Source organism: Pseudoalteromonas sp. GABNS16E (assembly GCF_028598715.1).
Classification (GTDB): domain Bacteria; phylum Pseudomonadota; class Gammaproteobacteria; order Enterobacterales; family Alteromonadaceae; genus Pseudoalteromonas; species Pseudoalteromonas atlantica.
In genome coordinates this window covers 34,759-60,221 of sequence record NZ_JAQREZ010000012.1, presented here as the reverse complement: position 1 = coordinate 60,221, position 25,463 = coordinate 34,759, and the positions used below count along the sequence as shown (strand labels likewise).

The 25,463-nt window shown below is 41.7% G+C and carries 15 protein-coding genes and 1 pseudogene; 14 read left to right on the top strand and 2 right to left on the bottom strand.

Annotation, left to right across the window (positions count from 1 at the left end; translation table 11 throughout):
- The first annotated feature begins 44 nt into the window (after nucleotides 1-44).
- From prpC to PSI06_RS07300, 6 genes are all read left to right on the top strand, one after another.
- Complete coding sequence (prpC, locus tag PSI06_RS07325) at nucleotides 45-1,172, top strand: bifunctional 2-methylcitrate synthase/citrate synthase (RefSeq protein ID WP_273603356.1); 1,128 nt, start codon at nucleotides 45-47, stop codon at nucleotides 1,170-1,172.
- Nucleotides 1,173-1,288: 116 nt separating this feature from the next.
- Complete coding sequence (acnD, locus tag PSI06_RS07320) at nucleotides 1,289-3,898, top strand: Fe/S-dependent 2-methylisocitrate dehydratase AcnD (RefSeq protein WP_273603355.1); 2,610 nt, start codon at nucleotides 1,289-1,291, stop codon at nucleotides 3,896-3,898.
- 12 nt (nucleotides 3,899-3,910) lie between these two features.
- Nucleotides 3,911-5,077 carry a 2-methylaconitate cis-trans isomerase PrpF gene (prpF, locus tag PSI06_RS07315; RefSeq protein WP_273603354.1) on the top strand — a complete coding sequence of 389 codons (1,167 nt, stop codon included), beginning with the start codon at nucleotides 3,911-3,913 and terminating at the stop codon, nucleotides 5,075-5,077.
- A 522-nt stretch (nucleotides 5,078-5,599) separates the two neighbouring features.
- Nucleotides 5,600-8,623, top strand: coding sequence for a hypothetical protein (locus PSI06_RS07310; protein ID WP_273603353.1), 3,024 nt, complete (start codon nucleotides 5,600-5,602; stop codon nucleotides 8,621-8,623).
- Between the two features lie 64 nt (nucleotides 8,624-8,687).
- On the top strand, nucleotides 8,688-9,779 hold the full coding sequence (locus tag PSI06_RS07305; protein ID WP_273603352.1) for a hypothetical protein: 1,092 nt from the start codon (nucleotides 8,688-8,690) through the stop codon (nucleotides 9,777-9,779).
- A gap of 9 nt (nucleotides 9,780-9,788) precedes the next feature.
- A complete protein-coding gene (locus PSI06_RS07300; RefSeq protein WP_273603351.1) occupies nucleotides 9,789-11,666 on the top strand; it encodes a hypothetical protein in 1,878 nt (625 codons plus the stop codon).
- Between the two features lie 103 nt (nucleotides 11,667-11,769).
- Here PSI06_RS07300 and moeA read toward each other — a convergent pair whose 3' ends face one another.
- On the bottom strand, nucleotides 11,770-12,984 hold the full coding sequence (gene moeA / locus PSI06_RS07295) for a molybdopterin molybdotransferase MoeA (RefSeq protein ID WP_273603350.1): 1,215 nt from the start codon (nucleotides 12,982-12,984) through the stop codon (nucleotides 11,770-11,772).
- Between the two features lie 47 nt (nucleotides 12,985-13,031).
- Here moeA and modA point away from each other — a divergent pair, with 47 nt between their 5' ends.
- The 3 genes from modA to PSI06_RS07280 are packed head-to-tail and all read left to right on the top strand — an operon-like array spanning nucleotide 13,032 to nucleotide 15,487.
- A complete protein-coding gene (modA, locus tag PSI06_RS07290; protein ID WP_273603349.1) occupies nucleotides 13,032-13,784 on the top strand; it encodes a molybdate ABC transporter substrate-binding protein in 753 nt (250 codons plus the stop codon).
- Entirely contained in the window at nucleotides 13,771-14,457 is a 687-nt protein-coding gene (gene modB / locus PSI06_RS07285; RefSeq protein WP_004587743.1) for a molybdate ABC transporter permease subunit, read from the top strand. Before modA ends, modB begins: the two co-directional genes overlap by 14 nt.
- Nucleotides 14,450-15,487 carry an ATP-binding cassette domain-containing protein gene (locus tag PSI06_RS07280; protein ID WP_273603348.1) on the top strand — a complete coding sequence of 346 codons (1,038 nt, stop codon included), beginning with the start codon at nucleotides 14,450-14,452 and terminating at the stop codon, nucleotides 15,485-15,487. Before modB ends, PSI06_RS07280 begins: the two co-directional genes overlap by 8 nt.
- 37 nt (nucleotides 15,488-15,524) lie before the next feature.
- Here the strand turns inward: PSI06_RS07280 and PSI06_RS07275 are convergent, their stop codons facing one another.
- On the bottom strand, nucleotides 15,525-16,283 hold the full coding sequence (locus PSI06_RS07275) for a HesA/MoeB/ThiF family protein (RefSeq protein ID WP_273603347.1): 759 nt from the start codon (nucleotides 16,281-16,283) through the stop codon (nucleotides 15,525-15,527).
- A 286-nt stretch (nucleotides 16,284-16,569) separates the two neighbouring features.
- Between PSI06_RS07275 and PSI06_RS07270 the strand changes: the two genes are divergently transcribed.
- The 5 genes and pseudogenes from PSI06_RS07270 (at nucleotide 16,570) to PSI06_RS07250 (ending at nucleotide 25,461) form a co-directional block, all read left to right on the top strand.
- Nucleotides 16,570-18,039 carry a NarK family nitrate/nitrite MFS transporter gene (locus PSI06_RS07270; protein ID WP_004587746.1) on the top strand — a complete coding sequence of 490 codons (1,470 nt, stop codon included), beginning with the start codon at nucleotides 16,570-16,572 and terminating at the stop codon, nucleotides 18,037-18,039.
- 13 nt (nucleotides 18,040-18,052) lie between these two features.
- Nucleotides 18,053-19,792, top strand: a complete 1,740-nt coding sequence (locus PSI06_RS07265) for a bifunctional protein-serine/threonine kinase/phosphatase (RefSeq protein WP_273603346.1) — start codon at nucleotides 18,053-18,055, stop codon at nucleotides 19,790-19,792.
- Nucleotides 19,793-19,801: 9 nt separating this feature from the next.
- Nucleotides 19,802-20,995, top strand: a pseudogene (locus PSI06_RS07260) (alginate export family protein).
- Nucleotides 20,996-21,222: 227 nt separating this feature from the next.
- Nucleotides 21,223-22,749 (top strand): FAD-dependent oxidoreductase, encoded by a 1,527-nt coding sequence (locus PSI06_RS07255; RefSeq protein ID WP_273603344.1) that lies wholly within the window; start codon nucleotides 21,223-21,225, stop codon nucleotides 22,747-22,749.
- A 21-nt stretch (nucleotides 22,750-22,770) separates the two neighbouring features.
- Nucleotides 22,771-25,461, top strand: a complete 2,691-nt coding sequence (locus PSI06_RS07250) for a nitrate reductase (RefSeq protein WP_273603343.1) — start codon at nucleotides 22,771-22,773, stop codon at nucleotides 25,459-25,461.
- The last annotated feature ends 2 nt before the right edge of the window (nucleotides 25,462-25,463 follow it).

Here is a 25,463-nt window from a genome sequence, read left to right as displayed (position 1 = left end):
CTATTAAAATAGATAACACACACAAATTTAGATAGGAGAAGATCATGGTAGATAAAGCATTAGGCGGAGCAGGTTTACGCGGGCAAGTTGCAGGGCAAACCGCATTATGTACAGTAGGGCAAACAGGCTCAGGTTTAACGTATTGTGGGTACGATATTAGCGAACTTGCCGAAAAAGCACAGTTTGAGGAAGTGTCTTTTTTACTTTCACGCGGCGAGTTACCAACAGCCAATGAACTAGCCGAGTATAAAGCTAAATTAAAAAGCTTACGCGGCCTGCCAGATGCACTAAAAACCGTGCTTGAAAATATTCCTAAAGACGCGCATCCAATGGATGTTATGCGTACCGGTTGCTCAATGCTGGGTAACCTAGAAATGGAGCTTGATTTTAGCCAAGCAAACGATGCGATTGACCGCATGGTTGCAGTGTTCCCAAGTATTATTTGTTACTGGTACCGCTTTACTCACGATGGCGTACGTATTGAAACACAAACTGATGACGACTCAGTGGGCGCGCACTTTTTAACCCTATTACACGACAAAGCACCGAGTGAGCTTTTTGCGCAAGTAATGAATGTGTCGCTAATTTTATACGCAGAGCATGAATTTAATGCCTCTACATTTACTGGGCGTGTGTGTGCATCAACGCTTTCTGATATTCATTCTTGTGTAACGGGTGCTATTGGTACGCTACGTGGGCCACTGCATGGTGGTGCAAACGAAGCCGCTATGGATATGATTCAGGGTTTTACAAGTGCAGAGCACGCCGAGCAAGAAATTATGGGTATGCTAGAGCGCAAAGATAAAATAATGGGCTTTGGCCACGCTATTTACCGTGAGTCAGACCCACGTAACGTTATCATTAAAAAGTTCTCTGAAAAACTAGCTAATGAGGTGGGCGATGATGTGCTTTACCCAGTGTCGGTTAGGTGTGAAGAAGTTATGTGGCGCGAGAAAAAACTGTTTTGTAATGCTGATTTTTTCCATGCATCGGCGTATCACTTTATGGGGATCCCAACTAAGTTATTTACGCCAATATTTGTGATGAGCCGGGTTACCGGCTGGACTGCACATGTTAAAGAGCAGCGTGCTAATAACCGTATTATTCGCCCAAGTGCAGATTACACAGGACCAGAGGCGCGCAGCTACACGCCAATTGAATCAAGAGGCTAATTAGTTACACATAATACCAATCCGTAACAATACTTAATTAAGCGGATTGGTATAGGGTGAGCAATACGCTCACCTCTTGCCTTTTATCTCCCGTCACCTATTAGCGAACAGATATTATGACCATAATTAATAACACCCAATACCGAAAACCATTGTCCGGCTCAAATGTGGATTACTACGATACGCAAGAAGCCGTTGATGCAATAAAGCCTGGTGCTTATGCCACATTGCCTTACACATCACGCGTACTTGCCGAAAACTTAGTGCGCCGCTGTGAGCCTGATATGCTAACCGATGCGCTTAATCAGCTTATTGAGCGTAAGCAAGATTTAGACTTTCCGTGGTATCCGGCGCGGGTGGTGTGCCACGATATTTTAGGGCAAACTGCCTTGGTTGATTTAGCAGGCCTGCGCGACGCAATAGCCGCAAAAGGTGGTGATCCAGCAAAAGTGAATCCGGTTGTGCCTACACAGCTAATTGTTGATCACTCATTAGCGGTTGAGCACGCAGGCTTTGACCCTGAAGCATTTGAAAAAAACCGTGCAATAGAAGATAGACGCAACGACGACCGTTTTCATTTTATAAACTGGACTAAAACCGCCTTTAAAAATATTGATGTTATTCCGCCTGGTAACGGCATTATGCATCAAATTAACCTTGAAAAAATGTCGCCTGTTATTCAAAACCGCGATGGCATTGCATTCCCCGATACCTTAGTTGGTACCGACAGCCACACACCGCATGTTGATGCACTTGGTGTAATTGCTGTAGGTGTTGGTGGGCTTGAAGCCGAAAGCGTAATGCTTGGCCGCGCCTCGTACATGCGCCTGCCTGATATAGTAGGAGTTGAGCTTACAGGCACTCGCCAGCCTGGGATTACCGCAACCGACATAGTGCTGGCTATTACCGAATTTTTACGCGCTCAGCGTGTGGTTTCGACCTATTTAGAATTTTACGGCGAAGGCGCTGATGCACTCACCCTTGGCGACAGAGCAACTATTTCAAACATGACACCAGAATTTGGTGCCACTGCAGCCATGTTTTATATAGACGATAAAACAATCGATTATTTGCGTTTAACAGGGCGTGATGAAGAGCAAATAGCACTTGTAGAAAACTACGCTAAAACGGCTGGCCTTTGGAGCGATAGTTTAAAAACCGCAAAATATGAGCGCGTGCTTAAATTTGATTTATCGAGCGTTGGACGCAATATTGCTGGGCCTTCAAACCCACATCGTCGTGTATCCACGAGCGATTTAGCAAAAGAAGGTATATCTGGCGTTGTTGAAAACGAAGAAGGCTTAATGCCAGATGGCGCCTGTATTATTGCCGCTATTACCAGTTGTACTAACACCAGTAATCCGCGCAACGTAATTGCTGCCGGCTTACTTGCGCGTAATGCAAATGCCAAAGGGTTAATGCGTAAACCCTGGGTTAAAACATCCTTAGCACCGGGTTCAAAAGCGGTGCAATCATACCTAGAAGAAGCAAAATTACTCCCTGAACTTGAAAAACTTGGCTTTGGTATTGTGGGTTTTGCCTGTACTACCTGTAACGGCATGAGTGGCGCGCTTGACCCTGTAATTCAACAAGAAGTGATAGATCGCGACTTATACGCAACAGCGGTACTCTCGGGCAACCGTAACTTTGATGGGCGTATACATCCGTATGCTAAACAAGCGTTTTTAGCGTCACCGCCATTAGTGGTGGCGTACGCTATCGCCGGCACTATTCGTTTTGATATTGAAAAAGGTGTACTAGGGAAAGATCAAAATGGTAACGACATAACGCTAAAAGATTTATGGCCAAGCGATGAAGAAATAGATGAAGTAATAAAACAAAGCGTAAAGCCAGAGCAATTTAAAAAAGTGTACGAACCTATGTTCGATTTAACCGTAGATTACGGTGAAGACAACGACCCGCTATACAATTGGCGCGAGCAAAGTACCTATATTCGCCGCCCGCCATACTGGGAAGGCGCCCTTGCAGGTGAGCGAACCATGACCGGCATGCGCGCTCTTGCTGTACTTGGCGATAACATTACAACGGATCATTTATCGCCTTCAAACGCTATTATGGCAAGTAGTGCTGCGGGTGAATACTTAACTAAAATGAATGTTCCTGAAGAGGATTTTAACTCGTACGCAACGCACCGAGGCGATCACTTAACAGCGCAGCGCGCTACATTTGCAAACCCTAAATTGTTAAACGAAATGGTGCGTGATGAAAACGGTGAAGTTAAACAAGGTTCATACGCACGATTAGAGCCACAAGGTACTAACACACGTATGTGGGAAGCAATCGAAGCTTATATGCAGCGTAAACAACCACTAATTATTGTAGCCGGTGCCGATTATGGGCAAGGCTCATCGCGTGATTGGGCTGCAAAAGGGGTAAGGCTTGCAGGCGTTGAGGTTATAGCTGCAGAGGGCTTTGAGCGTATTCACCGTACTAACTTAATTGGTATGGGGGTATTACCGCTTGAATTTAAACCAGGCACTACCCGTAAAACGCTTAACATTGATGGCAGCGAAAGCTTTGATGTAAAAGGCGAGCCAACACCAGGTGCAACGCTTAATTTAGTGATTACACGTAAAAACGGTGAGGTTCTAACAGTACCTATGAAATGCAGATTGGATACCCAAGAAGAACTTTCTATTTATGCCGCTGGTGGTGTATTACAGCGCTTTGCGCAAGACTTTTTAGAAGCTACGCAATCAGCATAAGGGGCGTGCATTATGTTTAAACCACAAATTAAAGTACCAGCAACTTATATGCGCGGCGGCACCAGTAAAGGTGTATTTTTTAAGTTAACCGACTTACCCAAACCTGCCCAAGTGGCAGGTGAGGCGCGCGACAATTTACTGTTACGCATAATTGGTAGCCCCGACCCATATGGCAAACAAACCGATGGCATGGGCGGAGCAACATCAAGTACTAGTAAAACGGTTATTTTAAATAAAAGCGAGCAACCTAACCACGATGTGGATTATTTATTTGGCCAAGTGGCAATAGATAAACCCTTTATAGATTGGAGCGGCAATTGCGGTAATTTAACCAGCGCAGTAGGTGCGTTTGCTATAACGAACGGCTTAGTTGATAAAAGCACAGTACCCGATAACGGTGTAGCCGTGGTGCGAGTATGGCAGGCTAATATTAAAAAAAGCATTTTGGTTCATGTGCCTATTACCAATGGCGAAGTGCAAGAAACTGGCGATTTTGAACTTGATGGAGTGACCTTTGCTGCCGCCGAGGTAAAGCTAGAGTTTTTAGACCCAGCCGACGGTGATGGCGCGTTATTTCCAACAGGCAATGTAGTGGATGACTTAGAAGTACCAGGTGTTGGTACTTTAAAAGCCACTATGATAAACGCGGGTATTCCTACTGTATTTATTAATGCCGCGGATATTGGCTATAGTGGCACTGAGTTGCAAAGCGATATTAATAACGATACTGACGCACTTAAAAAGCTTGAAACTATTCGTGCCTATGGCGCAGTAAAAATGGGTTTAATAGCTAATATTAACGAAGCGCAAACACGCCAACACACACCTAAAGTAGCCTTTGTGGCAGCGCCATTAGATTACAACGCGTCAAGTGGTAAGTTTATTGAAGCTACAACAATTGATTTATTGGTACGTGCTATGTCTATGGGCAAGCTTCATCACGCTATGATGGGCACAGCCGCAGTCGCTATTGGCGCAGCCGCCGCTATTGAAGGTACGCTTGTTAATGTGGCCGCAGGTGGCGGGACATTGAACGAAGTTAACTTTGGCCACCCCTCTGGCACGCTAAAAGTAGGCGCAGAAGCTAAAAAAGTAGCTGGTGTTTGGCAAGTTACCAAAGCAAGTATGAGCCGCAGTGCTCGTGTGCTTATGGAGGGCGTAGTTAGGGCTTTGCAATAAGCTGATTTTAACGTTTTATATTGAGTCATTAACGGCGCATATTGCTCGTTAATGACTGTTCAACGTTTAGTTTTAATACAAAGCTAAATAAACATTCTGTTTATATATTTCATTTCAAAATACCACCAAACCCCATCCTTTTTCATTATATTGGCCTTAGCGGGCGTTTTTTTTAGCGTATCTGTCGCAATTACTTGAAGAATATTATTAACAAACTAAATTAAATGTAATATTCACTTAATATAGTGGATATATGGTACGCCAGAGCGATGCTTCTTAATGGTTTTAACATATCCTATTGAAAAATAGTAAAGCCTATGAAGAAGCGTCGTTTATATTTAGTTAAAAACTTATACTTATAGCGCATAAAAATGTAGCAAAAACTCATTACTTAATGTTACTTTAATTAATAAGTAACAAAGGTTGTTATTGTGTGTCTGTTTATGTTTTTTTGTAAACTTTCACGCGTATATTTTATAAAATAATTTCTGATACTCATTGCAGGCTATCAAGGAGAAATAAATGGCACAGCGTATGAATAAAATTACCCCAATTGCAGCATCTGTTGCACTTACCCTAGGTTTAGCGGGTTGTGGTTCAGACAACGACAGAAACACTTACGTTCCTCCAGTTGAATCTGTTACTTCATCTGATGACGCTCAATTTAACGTAGAAATAACAGGTAAAGCTGTTAAAGGAGCCATGAAAGGTGCCGTTGTTAGCGTGATGACACTTGATGAAACAGGGCAAAGTGTTCCAGTTGCATTTAGATTAGAAGCATCAGCAGAAGCTGAAACGTTTACCGGCGAAGCAACTTCTCAAGATGCGGCAGATGCGGCAGTAGAAGCTAGTAAAATAGCAGGTAACCCAGATGCGCTAGTAACCGGCGATAATGGTAGCTACAGCATTTACCTTGAAGATGACTTTACAGGCCCTGTATATATTACAGTGACTACTGCTGAAGAAGGCGATGATAGCTTCTTACGTTGTGATGCTTACGTTGGTTGTGGAACTTACGATGATGCGCCAGAAGCAGATGACGTAAACGATGGCGATACTAACATTGAGTTTGGTGAATGGTACAAAACCGACCTAGAGCTTTCTGTTGTTAAATACGTTACTCCAGCAGAAGCTAACACATCAGGTGCGAGCGGCGCAGCTGGCGATGAAAACGTAGCACGATCGTTTAAAGCTAACGTAACTTTTTTGACTACATTGGTTGCTCAAGCTCTACTTGAAGCCGAAGGTGAAGTTGACGCTGATGCTATTGCATCAACAAGCTTAAACACAGTGATCCAAGTTTTAGGACCAGATGCAGCGGTATTATTATCAGCGCTTATTGGTGACTTATCAAATGGTGGTGCAGTAGATTTAAGTGATGTAGACGGTGAAGAAAGTCTTTCGCAAGGCGTGTTGATGATTGCGCAGCTGTCATCTTCGGTTCAAGGTTTACCATCAATTTCTGATGCTATAGCAAGCATTAAAGCCGGTATTGCAGCAGGCACTTTAAGTACCAGCGACATTGCAGCAACCTTACAAACAGCTGTTTCTAGCACTGCAAGCGTATTCGTGGCTATTGCAACGGGTGATGAAGGTGCTATTAAAGCGGCATTAGAGGCAGCCTATTTAGCAAATAACCCAGATGCGTCAGCTGAAGATATTGCTGCTTTCGCACAAAATTCTGCGGGTATTGCTGCTAAAGCAAAAGAAGCAAAAGATAATGCAGTTAAAAATGGCGCAGCAACTGATGCAGAGCTGGCAGAAATTGCTACTGTTGTACAAACAGTGCTAGATGAGCTGGGTTGTTCTGGTGATGAGTGTGTTGCAGGCGATGACTTTTTTGCAGATTTAGCGGTTGCGTTATCAGCGCAAATCAACACATCTTCTAGCGAACTTACTGAACTTCAAGAAGCGATAGATACTGCTGAAGAAATGCTTGCTGATATTCAAAAGATGAGAGATGCAGTGTCAGACGCAGCTTCTGCGATTGAATTTGCTAATGCTGTCGCAGCACTTGAAAATGAGGCTGAAGCAGCCAGTTTATCAACACTAGTAAATGTTTTATACGCAAAAGCACAAGACTATGTTAGCACCGCCACTTTACTTGTAGAGCAAAGCTCTGATTATCAAAGCATACTTGATTCTGCAACTGATTTACAAGATTCTGCTTTAGAAGAAGCAGAAAACGTAATTACATACGATGCAGCAATTGCACAGTTAGTGCTTGATGCAGAAGCTGCTATTACTGAGTACGAGATTGAAGTAGAAGCCACTAAAGAAATTGCTCTAAATACTGCAGATGTAGCAAATGAAAAGAAAACCGCTGCTAATACTGCAGAAGCTGCTTCAACAAGCGCACTTGCTGATGCGCAAGCTGCTGTTGACTCGGGTGACGATGCACAAGCAACGGTTACTTTAGTTGATGCTGCGGTAACTGCTGCATCTGATTTTTCTGCTGCTGTAGATGCGCTTGAGCTTGCGATTGAACAAGCACTAGAAGCTGCAACTGAATATGCAGACGCAGCAGTGACTGAAGCTGATATGGCTGAAGCCGCTGATTTAGTTGATGCTGCAGAAATGATGGCAGAAGCTGCTGTAATACAGGCTGAACTTGCAAACGAGCAACTTGTAACTGCGCTTAGCCTTCAAGCAGAAGCAGAGCTTGCGGTTGCAACGGCATCTGTTAAAGACACATCAGAATCCCTTTCTACAATGACAGTATTAACAAGTACCGGTGGTGATGCACTTTACAACACAGCCGAAGTGTTATTTGATGTATTTGAAGAGCTTGCCGATATGGGTAACTCTGGTGAAGGGACTTCAACAACGCATCCTGAATGGGCATACGAATACAGCTTAGATGATTTAACGCTAATGCTTACTAATGCGACGACCGGTAGCGAAATTACAGCGTCAGCAGCGTACCAAGATGATCAACTTGTTGTAGCTTGGGGCGGCATGCTAAATATCGAAAACGATGCTACTGTTGAGCTTGTTACAGGTGATGTAGCCGCAGATGCACTTGAAGAGTGTCAAGCATTTGCTGATGGTACAATTACTGACTCTACACAAATTGATTCGTGTTTAGTATTTACGTTTGACGGTGATGTGAGTGCAGATACCGTTGATGACGCTGAGCTTACGATGGCTCAAGCGTGGAATCGTGTTGAAATTATGGACGGCGACTCAGGCTTTATGGGTACTCTAAACCTAAGCGGCATGGAAGAGACAGACATGGCTATGCTAGAACTAGCAGGTATGTCTGGCGACTTAGACTTTAGCGTTATGTCTGAGGTGGATAGCAGTGGTGATGAAGACATGACCATGCTTGAAATTAAAGTTAACGGTGACGCAGCAATGGGTTACACGCTGTCTATGTCGGGTACTGAATCAGCTGGTTACATGGGCGATGTTAAAGCTATGTACGATGGCATGATGATGACCTTTGGTACAGCAACTAAAGTAACAAATGGTGTTTCAATTACTTACATTGACGATGAAGTAATTGAGTACACAGATGTGACTTTAATTGACTCATCTAACTAATACTTAAACTATAAAAGGGAAAAGCAGTGTGCTTTTCCCTTTTTTTATAGAAAGCGATTAAATTATGAAAAAAAAAATTCTCTTGTTAGGATTTTCAACTGCTCTACTTTCACCTCTAGCTTCTGCAAATAATCAATTTCAAATATTTACTCACTTTGACGCCGAAATTTACACTGAGGCACAGCCAGTACAAGCATTTGTAGATGATTTTGACGAGCCTATTAAGTCTGGCGACAGTGCATTTACTTATAATATTTTTGAGATTGGCGTGGGTTACAACAATTTTAAAGTTGGTTTGCAGAGCCGTTATGACTACGTACTTAATTTTGATCCCGATACTGCACTTTATACTTATTTAGAAAAAAACGATTTACCCTTTGAAGAGCGATTTTACACGTATCAGCTAAATGCTAAGCAAGTGACCTCTAATGGGGTGTTTGTTTCATACGATTTTAAATTTTTAGATAAAAACGCGCTAACTATTACACCAAAAGTGTCTGTTTTTGCCAGTACACATTTTCAAGATGCCTCAGTAGATGGGCGAGTGTTTAGTGACGATGTAGAAGGCAGCATTACTGCTGATTATAATTTTTCGAAAGATATTTTATTTAAAAAATTTACTCCCTCGCAAAACCCTGAAGGCCTAGGCTATAGCTTAGATATTTTTGCTGATTGGCAAGTAAATGACGATTTAAAAGTAGGGCTAAGTGTAAAAGATCTGCTTTATAAAACTGACTTTGATGATACAGGCGCGGTAAAAGGGCAAACAACAGAAATCCCTTTCAGTGAAGATGAAAGTGGTAATGTTACCTCTACGCCGACTGTTTCTCTTCAAACATCTGCTTTTGGTAATACCCAGTCGCACACACTTGATATGGAAATGCGTATTACCGCCTTTGCCGATTATCAAATCAACCGCCGATATTCAACGGCGCTTACAATCAAGCAATACGACGAAGATACATTTAGTCAGCTGAAAGGGCGTATTCATTTTTGGGATCATTGGAAGGTACAAGCTGGCTATGAAACAAAAAGTGAGGCGTTTTTAGTCGGTATTGAAAACGAGTACTTTGGTCTTAATTTACAAACCGACAGTTTAGACTTAGATAAAGCTTATTATGCGAATGTAAATTGGTACATGAACATTAAGTTTTAAGGAATGAAGATGTTAAAAAAACTTTTACCTTTGTCAGTTGCTCTAGCTCTTAGTGGCTGCGGTGGCTCTTCAAATGACAGTAGTGACGAAGCGGTTGAAATAAGCGTAGCATCTACCTCTACCGTAAATTTTTATGTACCTCAGTGGCAATCAGCCAAAGGTACCCTTAACCAATTAGACAGCCAAGGCAATGTGGTTGAGTCTGTCGCGGTCGAAAACATAAATACCGCCAGCGTGAGTGTATCGCCTCTTAATTTTTATACATTTGAATTTATACCTGACGATAGCGCCTTGCCATGCCCACGCTTTACAGGGTGCGGCAGAACGCTTCGCGGCGATGTAAACGATATAAACGAAAACCGTTTAATTGATTTTGAAGAGATAACTGGCGTTAATTTAAACTATGCCGCCCGTGCCTATGTTGCGCCAGGCGTTAATGAGGTGTTTTTCTCGCCATTGAGCACCGCAATTACGAATGCAAATGTTGACGCGACCCTTGCAAGTTTATCTGCGAGTCCTTTTTATCAGCTTACACATAGTAGCTTGAGTAATACACTAGAGGCAGAAATTGTGGCTAATGCATTTACCTATAGCGCTATCGTCGCTGGTGTGTCTGTTGAAGGATTTGATTTAGCCACTGCATTTGATGATTTTATCACCCAGCAGGATGATACAAGTGCTTGGCAAACTTACAGCAGTTTAGCTGATCAATACATCGCAGATAACCTTTACAGTGAACAAGGTAATGGTTTAATTCAAAGTGTAGCCGGGCAGGTTAAGCAAACTATTGCGAGTGTGGCTAGTTATACCAATTGGCAACAAAAAGTTGAAACTGAGCAAGCATTAGAGTCTCGCGAATTACTCGAAAATATAAGAGATGCGCTAGGTGTTATTCGCTTACAGGACACAACCTACGCTGATGATTTAGACGCGAAGCTTGAACAACTAGAAAGCGCACTTGATGATGATACGCAGCAAACTATTACTGTGCTTGCTGAGGTGATTAATGAGGTACTCATAAATTACTCTCCACTTGCAGAAGTATCTGCGAGCGAAGGGCAGTACACGTTACGTAATCTTGATATTAGCTATTCAACCTCACCCTACGAATGGCTAATTACCGGTACCTATGATGGCTTGCCAGTAAATATAGACATGTCTATCCCCACATTTAGAATAAGCGGTGTACTTGGTGATAAAATAGAAGGGGTAATGAGCGCTTCTGTTATTAATGGCGATACGCGCTTAGATGTTGATGTAAGTGAATTGCTGGTGGAATTTGATGGGGTAAGTGATCAAAGTGAATTATTACCCGATGCACAAACAGGCATTGCTAATATTACCACTGACGTAGTTATTGCTAAGCAATCAGGCGAGCTTACTGGTGAGATATCATTAGATCTAAATCGATTTGTTACTGCGTTTGCACAGGAAGTTACGTCTTTATCTGCCTTTGATTTTGCTGGCCAATATCAAAGTGATATTCAAACTACGCCTTTTCATATTACAGCATTAGAAGCTTCGCCACTGACGGGTGAGGAAAACGATGATTTAATGTTTGGCCTAGAACTGGCTCTGCCATTAGGTGGTGCGAGTGACTTTAGCTTAGCGTATGTAGGTGATGTTATTGATTTATCGCAGCTTACCAGTAGTGATGTATTTATTAGCGTAAAACAAAAAGCCTTAGATTTACGCATTAGAGAAGTAAATAGCAATATTAGTTTAACCGCAAAAGGTGAAAACGGTCGCTGGCTTGATGTAAAACAAGCTGGCAGCAACTACAGCGGTGGCTTGTACTTAGGCGATACAAAAATTGCGGATGTAACCGCAGTACGTGGTATTCCTGGGGTATTATTTCCTAATGGTGATTTTGAATCGTTATTTTAATAGCGGTTTAAACCTAAACTTAAGCCCAGCAAGTTGCACATACTTGCTGGGCTTTTTTATTACTCGTGCTTATATAATACCTAACTAAGCATATTGGCATAAGTTATAGTAGCTCAATTTCTACGGTTTCGTCTTTTGCAATATTGCCACTTTCTGCGGGCACCACAATAAGGCAGTTAGCGTGGCTAAGCGATGAGAGTACCCCCGAACCTTGCTTATTTATAGGCGTTACCAGTAGGTTATTGTTTTCATCGGTACTGGCAATACCACGTTGAAAGTCGGTACGGCCGGGGCGCTTTTTAATCAGCGCTGTGGTGGTTGCTTTTAAACGTAACTTAGCAGTATGTTCATTTCCTGAAAGCTTTGTAAGGGCTGGCTTTACAAGTCGCTCAAGCGTAACGGCTGCCGATACGGGGTTACCTGGTAAACCAAAAAAGTAGCTGTTAGGTAATTTACCAAAAGCAAAGGGTTTGCCAGGTTTCATGGCAATTTTCCAAAAATGGATATCGCCAATTTCATTTAATACTTCTTTAGTAAAATCGGCTTCGCCAACCGATACACCACCAGAGCTTATTACGGCATCGGCTTGCTCGTTTGCTTTTGAAAACGTATTTTTAATGAGCGTTTTATCATCGGCAATTATCCCCAAATCAATCACTTCTATATTGTTATCATTAAGCTCGCTTAATATAACAGCGCGATTACTTTCATAAATAGCACCTGCTGGAAGTGAATTGCCAGGCTCTATAAGTTCATCCCCTGTAGAAAAAACCGCGACCTTTAGTGTCTCATATACACTTACTTGGTTAATACCAATAGAGGCAAGTAAGCCTACATCGACTGCTTTTAGTTTTCTGCCTGCTTTAAAAACAACACTATTTTTTGCAATGTCTTCACCTGCAAAGCGCACATTATTATTGAGCTCAATATGACTTGTAAATGTTATTTTGTCGTTATCTACGCTGGCGTTTTCTTGCATAACTACCGCATTAGCGCCAGGGGGCAGGGCAGCGCCGGTCATAATTCTAACGCATTGCCCAGGTGTTAAGGTGTTTTTAAAGGTTTGCCCAGCAAATACACTGCCTACTTGCTGATAAGTTGTTAGCCCTTCGCTTAGGCAAAGTGCATAGCCATCCATTGCCGAATTATCGTGAGCAGGCACATTCATATTGGATTTAATATCGCTTGCTAAAACACGGCCAACACTGTGCATTATTGAAATGGTTTCTGCGGCTTTATCAACGTTAATAGCGCTTAGCATGTTACTAATTGCGGTTTCTACTGGTAATAAACCAGGTGCATTGCATACATCGTTCATATATATTGTTTTTTATAATGTGTCTGATTTTTAAAACAATACTTATAATGTTAAAGCTTTACAATACATGGTGTGGTTATTTGTTATTACTGTTAGTGGTATTTAGCAATCCTCTTAACGCAAAAGAAACGCTGCATATAGCCGTTGCGAGCAATTTTAAACCTGTGCTGCAAACGCTGGTAACTAACCCAGCCCTAAAAAATATTAATATTAAAATATCAGCTGCTTCTAGCGGCGTATTACACTCTCAAATTATGCACGGTGCACCGTACGATATTTTTTTATCAGCCGACGCTGCACGCCCACACGCACTTATCAAAGACGGCTTTGCACTCAAAAATAGCTTAACTACCTATGCGATAGGTTTATTAGCGCTGTGGCAGCCAAGCAACTCAGTTTTTAATAATAAATTAGCCATTGCTAATCCAAGGTTTTCGCCATATGGGCAATCATCGGCGCATTATGCTAAAAACTATATAAAAACACCGTATGAATTCGTGTATGCAAATAATATTACCCATGCGTTTCAATTTGTAGAAACAGGCAATGCCGCTAAAGGCTTGGTCGCGTTATCTACGTTAAAGTCGGCGTATCGCAAAACTAAAAATAAAAAATATTTAAATTACACGCTTATCGAACCTGAAAAATACCCTGAAATAACGCAGCAAGGCGTTATCATAAGCGCTACTAAGCATTTAACGGCAGCTAAAAAATTTATGGCTTTTTTAAATGACCCCTCAACCGCAAAAACATTATTAGAGCTTGGCTATAAAGCAAAGGAAAATGATGTTAGCAAGTGATGTAACAGCGCTGTGGCTTACAATTAAACTTGCCTTTATAACGGCTGCTATTTTGTTGATTATATGCATTCCGCTTGCATGGCAACTAGCCAGTTATAAAGGTAAGTTAAAGCCTATATTAGAAGCACTTATAGCAATGCCTTTGGTGCTGCCGCCTACGCTAATGGGCTTTTATTTATTGGTATTGTTTTCACCTACTCATGCATTTGGCCAGTTTTGGTTTTGGCTCACGGGTACGCAGCTCGCGTTTAGTTTTCAAGGGGTGGTTATTGGTTCGTTATTTTACTCTCTCCCTTTTGTGATGCAGCCGTTACTGGCGGGCTTTAAACAAATAAATACTACTTACAATCAAGCTGCTATTGCCTTAGGGATCAGTCCATTTAAGCGTTTTATGTATTTAACGTTACCGCTATTAAAGCCAAGCATAGGCAGTGCCTTTGCACTGGGCTTTGCCCATACATTGGGAGAATTTGGTTTAGTGCTAATGATTGGTGGCAATATACAAGGCGAAACCCAAGTGGTGTCTATTGCGTTGTACGACCATGTAGAGTCGCTTAATTATGGGGCAGCGCACCAATTGTCGTTGGTATTGCTAGCAATCTCGTTTGCGTGTTTAGTGTTGTTGTTTAAATTTAATAAAACCGTGATAAACGGAGCTGCTAATCGTGCTTAAAATACAATGCCATCAACGTTTGGACGATTTTGAATTACATGTTGATTTAGCTATAAATCAATTTGATATTTTAGGGGTGTTTGGCCCTTCGGGCTCGGGCAAATCGAGCTTATTACAGGCGATAGCAGGGCTTACTACGGCGCAAAATGTGTGTATAAATAATCATAATATTACCCATTTAAAGCCCGATAAACGCCTACTTACTTTACAGCTGCAGTCGTGCCCGTTATTTCCACATTTAAATGTGATGGGTAATTTACTGTTTACTCACAAGCATTGTAAAAATAAAAGTAACAACCTAACGCCTGATCAGGTAATTGATTTATTAGCACTAAACCCATTACTAAATCGTGATGTGTCGGGGCTTTCGGGCGGGGAGAGCCAGCGCGTAATTTTTGCAAGAACACTACTAAGTGGGCAATCTGTTGTTTTACTTGATGAGCCATTTAGCGCCTTAGATTGGTCAACGCGTTTTACTATGTTGGGGGCTATTCAACAACTTAATAAATCCCATGGTATTAAATTTATTATTGTCAGCCACTCTTTAAAAGAGCTACTTTATTGTAGTGATACATTACTTCATATAGCGAAAGGCAACGTGCTCCAGTGCGGTGCAACACAAGAAGTGGTGCAAAGTATTTATACAAATAAGAGCCAAACGCCACTTAGTATACTTAGTTATAGTAAGCCTGAATTTAATGATGCTTTTGGTCTTTACCAGCTTACTCTTAGTAATAGCCAACAGCATTTATATGCAGTGCCTTCGCTGGTAAAACAAAACCATAAGTTAATTATAGAAAGCAGCCAAATAACCTACAGCAAAGTAAAACCAATTAACGAGAGCAGTGCAAACGTGCTAATAGGTATGCTTGAAAATGCCCAGCAGCTTGATGAGCAATGGCTACTTACTGTTAATGTAGATACTCAATTACTGTATTGCGCGGTGTCTAAAAGGCAATGGCAGCAAAGTGCTGTAAGCCTAGGCGAGCAGATTTACTTGACAATAAATAACCTAGAAACGCTAAATTAGGCTCTAAAGAGCAGTCATGCATTTACAATGTACTAAATTAAGCACTGCAAACAGAGCAGTGCTTATTTTTAACAATGTTAAAACGGTTAAACTCCATACTTAAACCATCTACAAGTAATAGCTGCTCGGTGAGTTTACTAGGCAGTTCTGCAATAATTTTAAGTGCTTCAGTCGCTTGAATACTACCAATAAGCCCTACAATAGGGGAGAGTACGCCTGACTCTGAACAGCTTTGAGTTTGTTCGCCAAAGAGCTGTGACACACACCCGTAGCAATGGCTATTAGGCGCCATTGTAAAGCAAGCTACTTGTCCCTCTAACCTTATGGCAGAGCCCGAAACCAAGGGCGTACGGGTGTTATAGCAGGCGCTGTTGAGCAAATTACGTGTTGCTAAGTTATCAGTGCAGTCAATAACTACATCTACTTTGCTAAGTAATTGTTCAAGCTGCGAGTTTTCATTTAAAAATTCATCAATAGTGTGGATCTCTATTTCATCATTTAACTGAGTTAACTGTTTTTTTGCACTGTGGGTTTTTAAGCACCCAACATCACTTTGTTTATAGAGCACCTGCCTTTGCAAGTTAGTTGCATCAACCACATCGTTATCTACAAGCGTTAACGTACCTACGCCCGATGCCGCTAAGTACTGCGCAACTGGGCAGCCTAATCCACCTAACCCCACAATAAGAGCATGACTTTGCCATATTTTTTCTTGTCCATCTATATCTAGCTGAGGAAGCATAATATGGCGAGAATAGCGTAATTGCTGCTGATACGTTAAAGGGGGTTTTTGCATTAATGAGTTCTCATAATTTTTTTTAACAATACCAATTAGTTAAAACCTAGAGCAAGTAAAGCTTAAAAATTCTTTGCACTGTTTACGCCCAACAAAGCTGCTTAAATAGTGCAAAGCGAAATAAATATTAATTCCCAAAAATATAAGTAACTGAAAAACCTACCTATTAATTGTTGGCTTAGTAATTGCTGAAAGCGGTTAACGTTAATTTAACAATCGTCGCAGTGTTATTACTACCAAAGTCGTACTCACTGCTTAAAATAATAATCGTTACAAGGAAAAAAACATGCAACCGAGTTCTGGGTTTAATCTCATATCGTTTAGCGGAAAAATGAAAATACTACATTTAAGCTGGATGGTGTTTTTTATCTCTTTTTTTGTATGGTTTAACCATGCTCCATTATTAGGGGCAATAGCGGGCTCGCTAGGTATAACTATGGCACAGGTAAAAACGCTTCTCATTTTAAATGTGGCCTTAACCATTCCCGCGCGTGTTGTTGTTGGCATGCTGACAGATAAGTTTGGCCCGCGTATTGTTTATGCCGCTTTACTTATTTTATGTAGCATACCGTGTTTTATGTTTGCTATGGCAACCACGTTTGAGCAAGCCGCTATCGCGCGTTTTGCACTAGGCTTTATTGGTGCAGGCTTTGTAGTGGGCATTCGTATGGTGAGCGAGTGGTTCCCGGCTAATGAGCTTGGTACGGCAGAAGGTATTTATGGTGGCTGGGGTAATTTTGGCTCGGCTGCCGCTGCCATGTTACTACCTGTATTAGCGCTTATGTTTGGCGGCGACGATGGCTGGCGCTATGCCGTTGGTTTAACGGGCGTACTTAGCGTTATTTTTGGTGTTATCTGGTACATAAACGTAACCGATACACCAAAAGGGGGGACGTACTTTAAGCCTAAAAAAGTAGGCGCAATGGAAGTAACCAGTAAAGGTGACTTTGTATTATTGCTTATTATGAAATTACCTATGTATGGCGCACTGGCTTTACTTACTTGGAAGTTGTCTCCTACAGGCGCTAATTTAATTTCTGCCAATTTTGTTTTAGCCGTTTATGCATTCTTAGTGCTGTTATACGCCTACGAGGTATATAAAACCTTTGATATAAACGGACATATCTTTAAACAACCCGTGCCAGAATCGCACCGCTACGAATTTAAGCAAGTAGCTGTACTTAATATTTTATATTTTACCACCTTTGGCTCAGAGCTGGCCGTAGTATCTATGCTGCCATTATTTTTTATGGAAGTGTTTGGCCTCGATATGGTGTACGCAGGTTTACTGGCCTCTGCTTATGCGTTTATGAATTTAGCCTCGCGACCAGGTGGGGGTTGGATCTCAGATAGAATGGGTCGTCGTAAAACACTTATTGTTCTTACCTCAGGGTTAGCTGTTGGTTACTTTGTTATGGGCTTAGTTGACGCTAGCTGGCCACTTTGGCTTGCAGTAGCTGCTGCCATGGCGTGTTCGTTCTTTGTGCAAGCTGGTGAGGGGGCGGTTTTTGCTGCTGTGCCACTTATTAAACGCCGCTTAACAGGGCAAATTGCAGGTATGACAGGCGCTTACGGTAACGTAGGCGCGGTGGTGTATTTAACGGCGCTTTCATTAGTGGATTACCAAACTTTCTTTATGATTATTGCTGCCAGTGCATTGTTAGGATTAGGGGCGTTATTTTTCATGAAAGAGCCAGATGGGCACATGACAGAAGTAAACGAAGATGGCTCCGTTGAACTTATTTCAGTGACTTAAGGCAGCGTTAACCATGTTTGATGAAACCCAACACGCTCAAGTTCGTAATAATACGCTAGATGTTTCTTTTGGTGGGCACAGTGCCGCGGGCATAAAAGATGAAAATCAAGATGCGTTTGCTGCTTTAAATACTGAGCACGAACAACAAGAAACAAAAGGCGCTATTGCGTGCTTAGCGGATGGGTGTTCATCGGCTAAAAATGCCAAACAAGCATCGCAGCTCAGTGTTACTCATTTTATAAATGAGTATTTAAATACACCCGACAGCTGGGCGGTCAAAAAATCGGTTTCTAAGGTTTTAGCTAGCTTAAATCAGTGGTTATATTCGCAATCAGTCAACTATAACCACTTAGGGCAACGCCAAGCTGATTGGATGACCACCTTTACGGCGCTTATATTAAAATCAGCTACGGGGTATATATTTCATTTAGGCGATACTCGCATTACGCGTTTACGCGATAATCAAATGGAAGCGATAACGCGGGATCATAAAGTAAATGATACGCTCACTCGTGCTTTAGGCGCGCAGTCACATCAAGAAATTGATGTTTACGAAGTTGACCTAAAAGCCGGTGATATTTACATACTGACTTGCGATGGTGTGCATGATGTATTGCCCTATAGTGAAATTGCCAACGAAATAAACGCCCATAACAACTTAGAGCAGGCAGCAAAGGCCATTACCTCACGCGCTATAGCACAAGGCAGTGATGATAATGTGAGTTGTTTATTAGTGAAGGTAAATAGCATTGCACAGCAAAATCTAGATGAGCTTTATCAATCGTTAACGCAGCGCAAAATACCACCCGCATTAGAGGTTGGCCAAATAATTGATGGATATACGGTTATTCGTAAAATCAACGAAAGCAGCCGATCGCACATTTATTTGGTACAGCAAGCACCTGATGCACCGCCCGTTGTATTAAAGGCACCCTCGGTTAATTTTGAAGACGATATACACTACCTTCAAGGCTTTATACGCGAAGGGTGGGTAGGGCAACGTATTAATCATCCTAATGTAATGAAGGTTTTAAATACGCAATCGCAAAGCCGATTTTTATATCATATTTGCGAGTACATGGACGGACAAACCCTCAGTGACTATAAGCACGACGTCCCTTATTTAGAAATAGCGCAAGTGCGCAGTATTGTAGAGCAAATAGTGCATGCGCTAAGGGCTTTTCAGCGATTAGATATGGTACATCGTGATTTAAAGCTCGATAACGTGATGATAGATGCTCACGGTAAAGTTACGTTAATTGATTACGGTACTGTAAGTGTTGCGGCTATGGATGAGTCGGTTAAGCAAATAGCCGATGACTGCCCGCAGGGGACTATAGATTATACGGCTCCTGAAACACTTATTTCGCTGCATGCCGATTTTAAAAGCGATATGTTTTCGCTTGGGGTGATTGCTTATGAGTTATTGTGCTCGAAGCTGCCTTATAAAACATTACCGGCAAGTCATACCCCTAATGATTACAGCCACTGGCAATACACAAGTATTCGCAAGTACCGAGCCGATATACCCTTTTGGTTAGATCAGGCTTTAATGAAAGCACTTGCGCCAAAACCAGCGCTCAGATACCACGCATTTTCTGAGTTTTTAACAGATATTAGTAAACCTAATCCACATTTACAGAGCTCAGCCAACAAAATTTCAATAATGAAACGCGATCCAGTATTACTCTGGAAGAGCATTTCGCTGTGTTTATTTATCATTTTATTGTGCGTGCTCATAATTAAAAACTAAGAGACCAACATGTTAAATTATAAAAATAACTTACCTATTATTTTAATGATAGGGTGCATTGCTGCGCCTTCTATTAGTGTTGCAGCGCAAACCGACCTTAATTTTAGGCTGCGTTATGAAAGTGCAGAGCAAGATAACGCACTAAAAGATGCCAGTAGCTTAACGCTGCGTACTCGCCTTACTCATAAAACGGATGAAATGAATGGCTTTTCTGCTTTATTAGAGGTCGAAGATAGCCGAAGCCTATTAGGTGTAGACGATTACAACAATACGCTGGGTAAAAATACAAATTACTCAGTAATAGCCGACCCTGAAACCACAGAGATAGATCAGGCTTTTGTTAAATACGCAAAAGATGCTTTATCAATTAAAGTAGGTAGGCAAGTAATAGCACTCGATGGACAGCGCTTCGTAGGCCACGTTGGCTTTAGGCAAGACAGGCAAACCTTTGATGCTGCAACAGTAAATTACACCTTTAATGATATTAACTTGCACTATAGCTACATAAGTAAGCGCAACCGTATATTTGCTGATAGCAAAGATATTGATGCATCCGATCACCTTATCAATGCAAGCTTTAAAACAAGCCTAGGTAAGGTGGTTTTATACAGCTATTTATTAAGTGACGACGCAATAGATAATGACAGCTTAGATACCTATGGTGTTTCTTTTAATGGTAATAAAACGCTCAGCGATATTAAATTTTACTATAAAGCACAGTACGCCACGCAATCAGCATCAACGAGTATGAGTGATTTTTACGCTGATTACTATGCGTTTGAAGGCGGTATTGATTTAGGCGGTTTAAGCATTGAAACCGTTACTTTAAAAGCCGGTATTGAGTCACTGGGCTCTGATAACGGCGATTATGGTTTTGCCACGCCGCTTGCCACAATGCATAAATTTAATGGCTGGGCCGATACGTTTTTAGCAACCCCAGCACAAGGGCTTGATGACACTTATGTAAGTTTAAATGGTAAAGCTTACGGCGGTAAATGGCTGTTTGCGTATCACAGCTTTGATGCCAACGATAGCGCCAATGGCGTTGATGATTTAGGCACAGAGCTAAACGTATAATACGTAAAGCCTATTAATAAAACCTATGCCGTAGGCGCAAAATATGCTGATTATTCAGCAGGTGATAGCGCTGCAGGCAAAGTTGATACCCAAAAACTGTGGGTATGGGTAAGCGCTAAATTTTAAGTATTTAACCTAAACCCTCGTTATTTAGTTTAAAGCGTTACAAGTTGGTGCAATAGCGCCAGCTTGTGGTGCTTTCACTTCTTTTTTACTGTGTTAACTAAGTTAAGTTATTGAAATTTAATGCTTATATATCTGGCTTGCATATTGCTATAACCAACACATAATAAATTATACATTTAAAGTACCCATCTAAAGTTAAGTGTATTTTAAATCAAACAGGTGATTTAATGCCAAGCAAGCAGCGTGTTGTAGTTGTCGGAAATGGAATGGTTGGCCATCATTTTGTACAACAGCTAGTATCACAACAAGGTGATACTCAAAATATGGAGATTACCGTACTCAGCGGTGAAGACCGACTCGCTTATGACCGCGTGCAGCTTTCGTCTTTTTTTAAAGGTAAAACCGAAGACGATTTAGCACTTACCTGCAGTAAAACCTATCAAGATTGGCAAGTGTGCTTTCATACTGATTCTAAAGTGGTTGATATAAACCGCGATGCAAAAACAGTCACTACTGCAAAAGGCAAAACATTTGAATACGACAAGTTAATATTGGCTACCGGTTCATTTGCATTTGTACCCCCCATTCCAGGTAAAGACCGTGAGCATTGCCTAGTTTACAGAACCATTAACGATTTACACGCCATAAAAAATTCTGCACAGGCCAGCAAAGTGGGCGTAGTAATTGGCGGCGGTTTATTAGGGCTAGAAGCTGCCAACGCATTAAAGCAGCTTGGCTTGCAAACCCATGTAATAGAATTTGCACCACAACTTATGGGCGTACAAATAGATGGTGCTGGTGGTCGATTGCTTAAAAATAAAATTACCGAGCTGGGCGTTACAGTGCATACATCAGTGGCGACAGAGCAAATTATAGAGGGTGAAAACAGCCGTTATAAAATGTGCTTTAAAGGGGGGCAAACCCTAGAAACAGACATGATTGTATTTTCGGCCGGTATTCGCCCATACGATAACCTAGCTCGTGAGTTTAATTTAGAAATAGGTGAGCGCGGCGGCATCGTAATAAACAACCATTGCCAAACGAGTGATAAAAACATATACGCCATAGGCGAATGCGCCCTTTGGAATAACTTTATTTTTGGCCTTGTAGCACCGGGCTACGCTATGGCAAAAGTAGCGGCGGGGCATGTTTTACAACAGCTGTTTTCAAACAAAGCTTTACACACTACCTCTAACAATTTCTCAAATAGTGCTGATGAATTTAGCGGTGCCGATATGAGCACCAAGCTTAAATTAATGGGTGTTGAAGTAGGCTCAATTGGTGATGCTCATGCACGCAGTGAAGGCGCAATTAGCTATTACTTTGAAGATCAACTAAGCGGTATTTACAAAAAAGTAGTCACTAATGAGCAAGGCAATAAGCTCATAGGTGCTGTACTGGTTGGCGATACCAGTGATTACGATAATTTATTGCAGTATCACTTAAATGGCATTGAGCTTAGTGTGCCCGCAGAGTCATTAATAATGCCGCTTGCAGGTGACGCGGGCGAGCTAAACGCTGATGATTTACCAAGTGATGCCATTATTTGTGCGTGCCATAAAGTGACAAAACACACTATTGAACAAGCGGTTATACAAGGTTGTAGCGACTTAAATAAAGTGCAGCAAGCCACTAAAGCAAGTACGGGTTGTGGAGGCTGTGAAAAACTAGTGCAAAGCGTTATTAGCAGTGCACTTAATAATAAAATAGCCACGCTAACTCCAGTAGATGAGCCTGTATCACAGAGCGCTTAACGCAAATAATAAGAGAGCAGTATGGAAACATTAAACACATGTTCAAACACACCTTTGCTTAAACAAACCACCTGCGCTTATTGTGGTGTAGGCTGTGGGGTTGATATTTCATTATTAAATAATACCCCAACAAAACTTGAAGGCACGCGCGAGCACCCCGCTAATTTTGGCCGCTTGTGTGTTAAAGGCACGCACTTGCTTGACACCACAGGCAGTGATAACCGCTTAACATCGCCCCTTATTGATAACGAACCCGCCAGCTGGGATACGGCAACTGATTACGTTGCCAACAAATTTAACGCCATTATTAAAGAGCATGGACCGGAGTCGGTTGCGTTTTATGTATCGGGGCAGTTACTTACTGAAGATTACTACGTTGCCAATAAATTAATGAAAGGCTACATAGGCTCAGGCAATATAGATACAAACTCAAGGCTTTGTATGTCATCGGCGGTTGCCGGTTATAAACGTGCGTTTGGTGAGGACGTAGTACCATGTACCTACGAAGATTTAGAGCAAACTGAGCTACTTATTTTAATTGGCTCAAATGCAGCATGGACACATCCGGTGCTTTACCAGCGTATGGAGCGCGCAAAAAAGCTTAATCCAAACATGAAAGTAGTGGTTATCGACCCGCGAAAAACCGATACAGCCGAACTTGCCGATATCTTTTTAAATATAAAACCAGGCAGCGACGGCGCACTTTATAACGGCTTACTTACTTATTTAAGTGAACATAACTATTTAGATACGCAATTTATAAACGCGCATACAAACGGCTTTGAAACAGCGCTTGCAGAGGCTAAAAAGTGGAGTGTAAAAGCGGTCAGTGATTTTTGTGATATCGACGCGCAGCTAGTCAGTGACTTTTACGCCTTATTTGCACAAAGCCCAACCGCCATTAGTTTTTATTCAATGGGTATTAACCAATCAAGCTCAGGGGTTGATAAGTGTAATGCCATTATAAATGCGCATTTAGCGTCGGGCAAATTGCTAAAACCTGGATGTGGCCCGTTTTCAATAACGGGGCAGCCTAATGCTATGGGTGGGCGTGAAGTAGGGGGCTTGGCAAATCAATTAGCAGCACATTTAAGCATTGAAAACGACGCGCACCAACAGTTAGTGCAGCGTTTTTGGCAATCGCCAACAATAGCTAAAAAAGCAGGGTGTAATGCGATTGATATGTTTGATGAAATCGCCAAAGGGAAAATAAAAGCTATTTGGGTAATGGCAACCAACCCGATGGTGAGCCTACCTAATAACGCAGCCATACAAAATGCACTTGAGCAATGTGAGCTGGTGGTTGTGTCTGACTGTATTGCTAAAAGTGATACGCTAAAATTTGCTGATGTGGCGTTCCCATCAACCGGATGGGGCGAAAAAAACGGCACAGTGACTAATTCAGAACGAAGAATATCGAGGCAGCGCCCGCTAGTTGAGCCATTTTCGGGTGCTAAAAACGATTGGCAAATAATGTGTTTAGTTGCTCAAAAAATGGGTTTTGAAGGATTTGATTTTACAGACCCCAGTGGCATTTTTGAAGAATGGGCACAACTGACTGATTTTGAAAATAATGGTGAGAGGCTATTAAATTTATCAGCCTTAGTGGGGCTTTCACAGCAGCAATACGATAACTTAAAACCGGTTATGTGGCCGGTACTAAAAAATGAGCCATATAAAAACGGGCAGGTTTTTGTTAATAATCAATTTAGCACCGCAGATAAAAAAGCCCGCTTTATTCCTATAACGCCCAAACTTCCTGTGCAACAAACCTCAAGCGATTACCCTTTTGTAATAAACTCAGGGCGAATACGCGATCAGTGGCATACAATGAGTCGCACCGGAAAAAGTACCGCGCTTTCTACTCATATAACGCGCCCATATATTGAAATAAACCCCATAGATGCCTGCAAATTAAACATAAAAGCAAACGATTTAATAACTGCCAATGCTAAAACTGGGCAAGTGACGGCTCATGCAAAAGTAACGGATGCTGTACGTAAAGGCGAATGTTTTATGCCTATTCACTGGAACAAGCAATTTGCCTCATCCGCTACGGTAAGTGGGCTCTATCAATCGGTTGTTGACCCTATTTCGGGCCAAGCTGAGTGTAAGCATGGTGCTGTTGATTTAGTTAAAGCGCAGTTTGCTCAGTACATGCAAGTTTTTAGCAAAACAGAGCTTAAAATAACCAGTGATTTTTGGCTTAAAGCTAACGCAAGTAATTGTGTTAGCTACCAGTTAGCGTTAAATGAGCCGCAAAATGATTTGCTTTATTATTGCCAAACACTGACCGGGTTACAAGGGCAGTGGTCGGCAATGGGCAGTGCAAAAGCAATGCATATTCAATGTATTCAAAACCAGCAGTTAGTGTTTGTTGCGGTTATTTCGTTAGCTCAAAAAGACATATCACTTGAGTGGATAAATCATTTATTTGCAGAGCCTTTAATAACCTTTAGCCAATTACAGTCATTGTTGTATGCCACGCCTGATGAAGAGTTTACCCAAGGCGCGCAAGTATGTAGTTGCTTTAAAGTACGTGAGCAACCCATTATAAACGCCATTAAAAGTGGTGAAAATACAGTAGAACAATTGGGGTCTAAACTAAAATGCGGCACTAACTGTGGGTCGTGTAAAACCCAGTTAAGCCAATTAATAAAGCAGCATACTACGCAAAACGCTAAGAGTATTGATGTTGCAGTTGAAATGTAAAT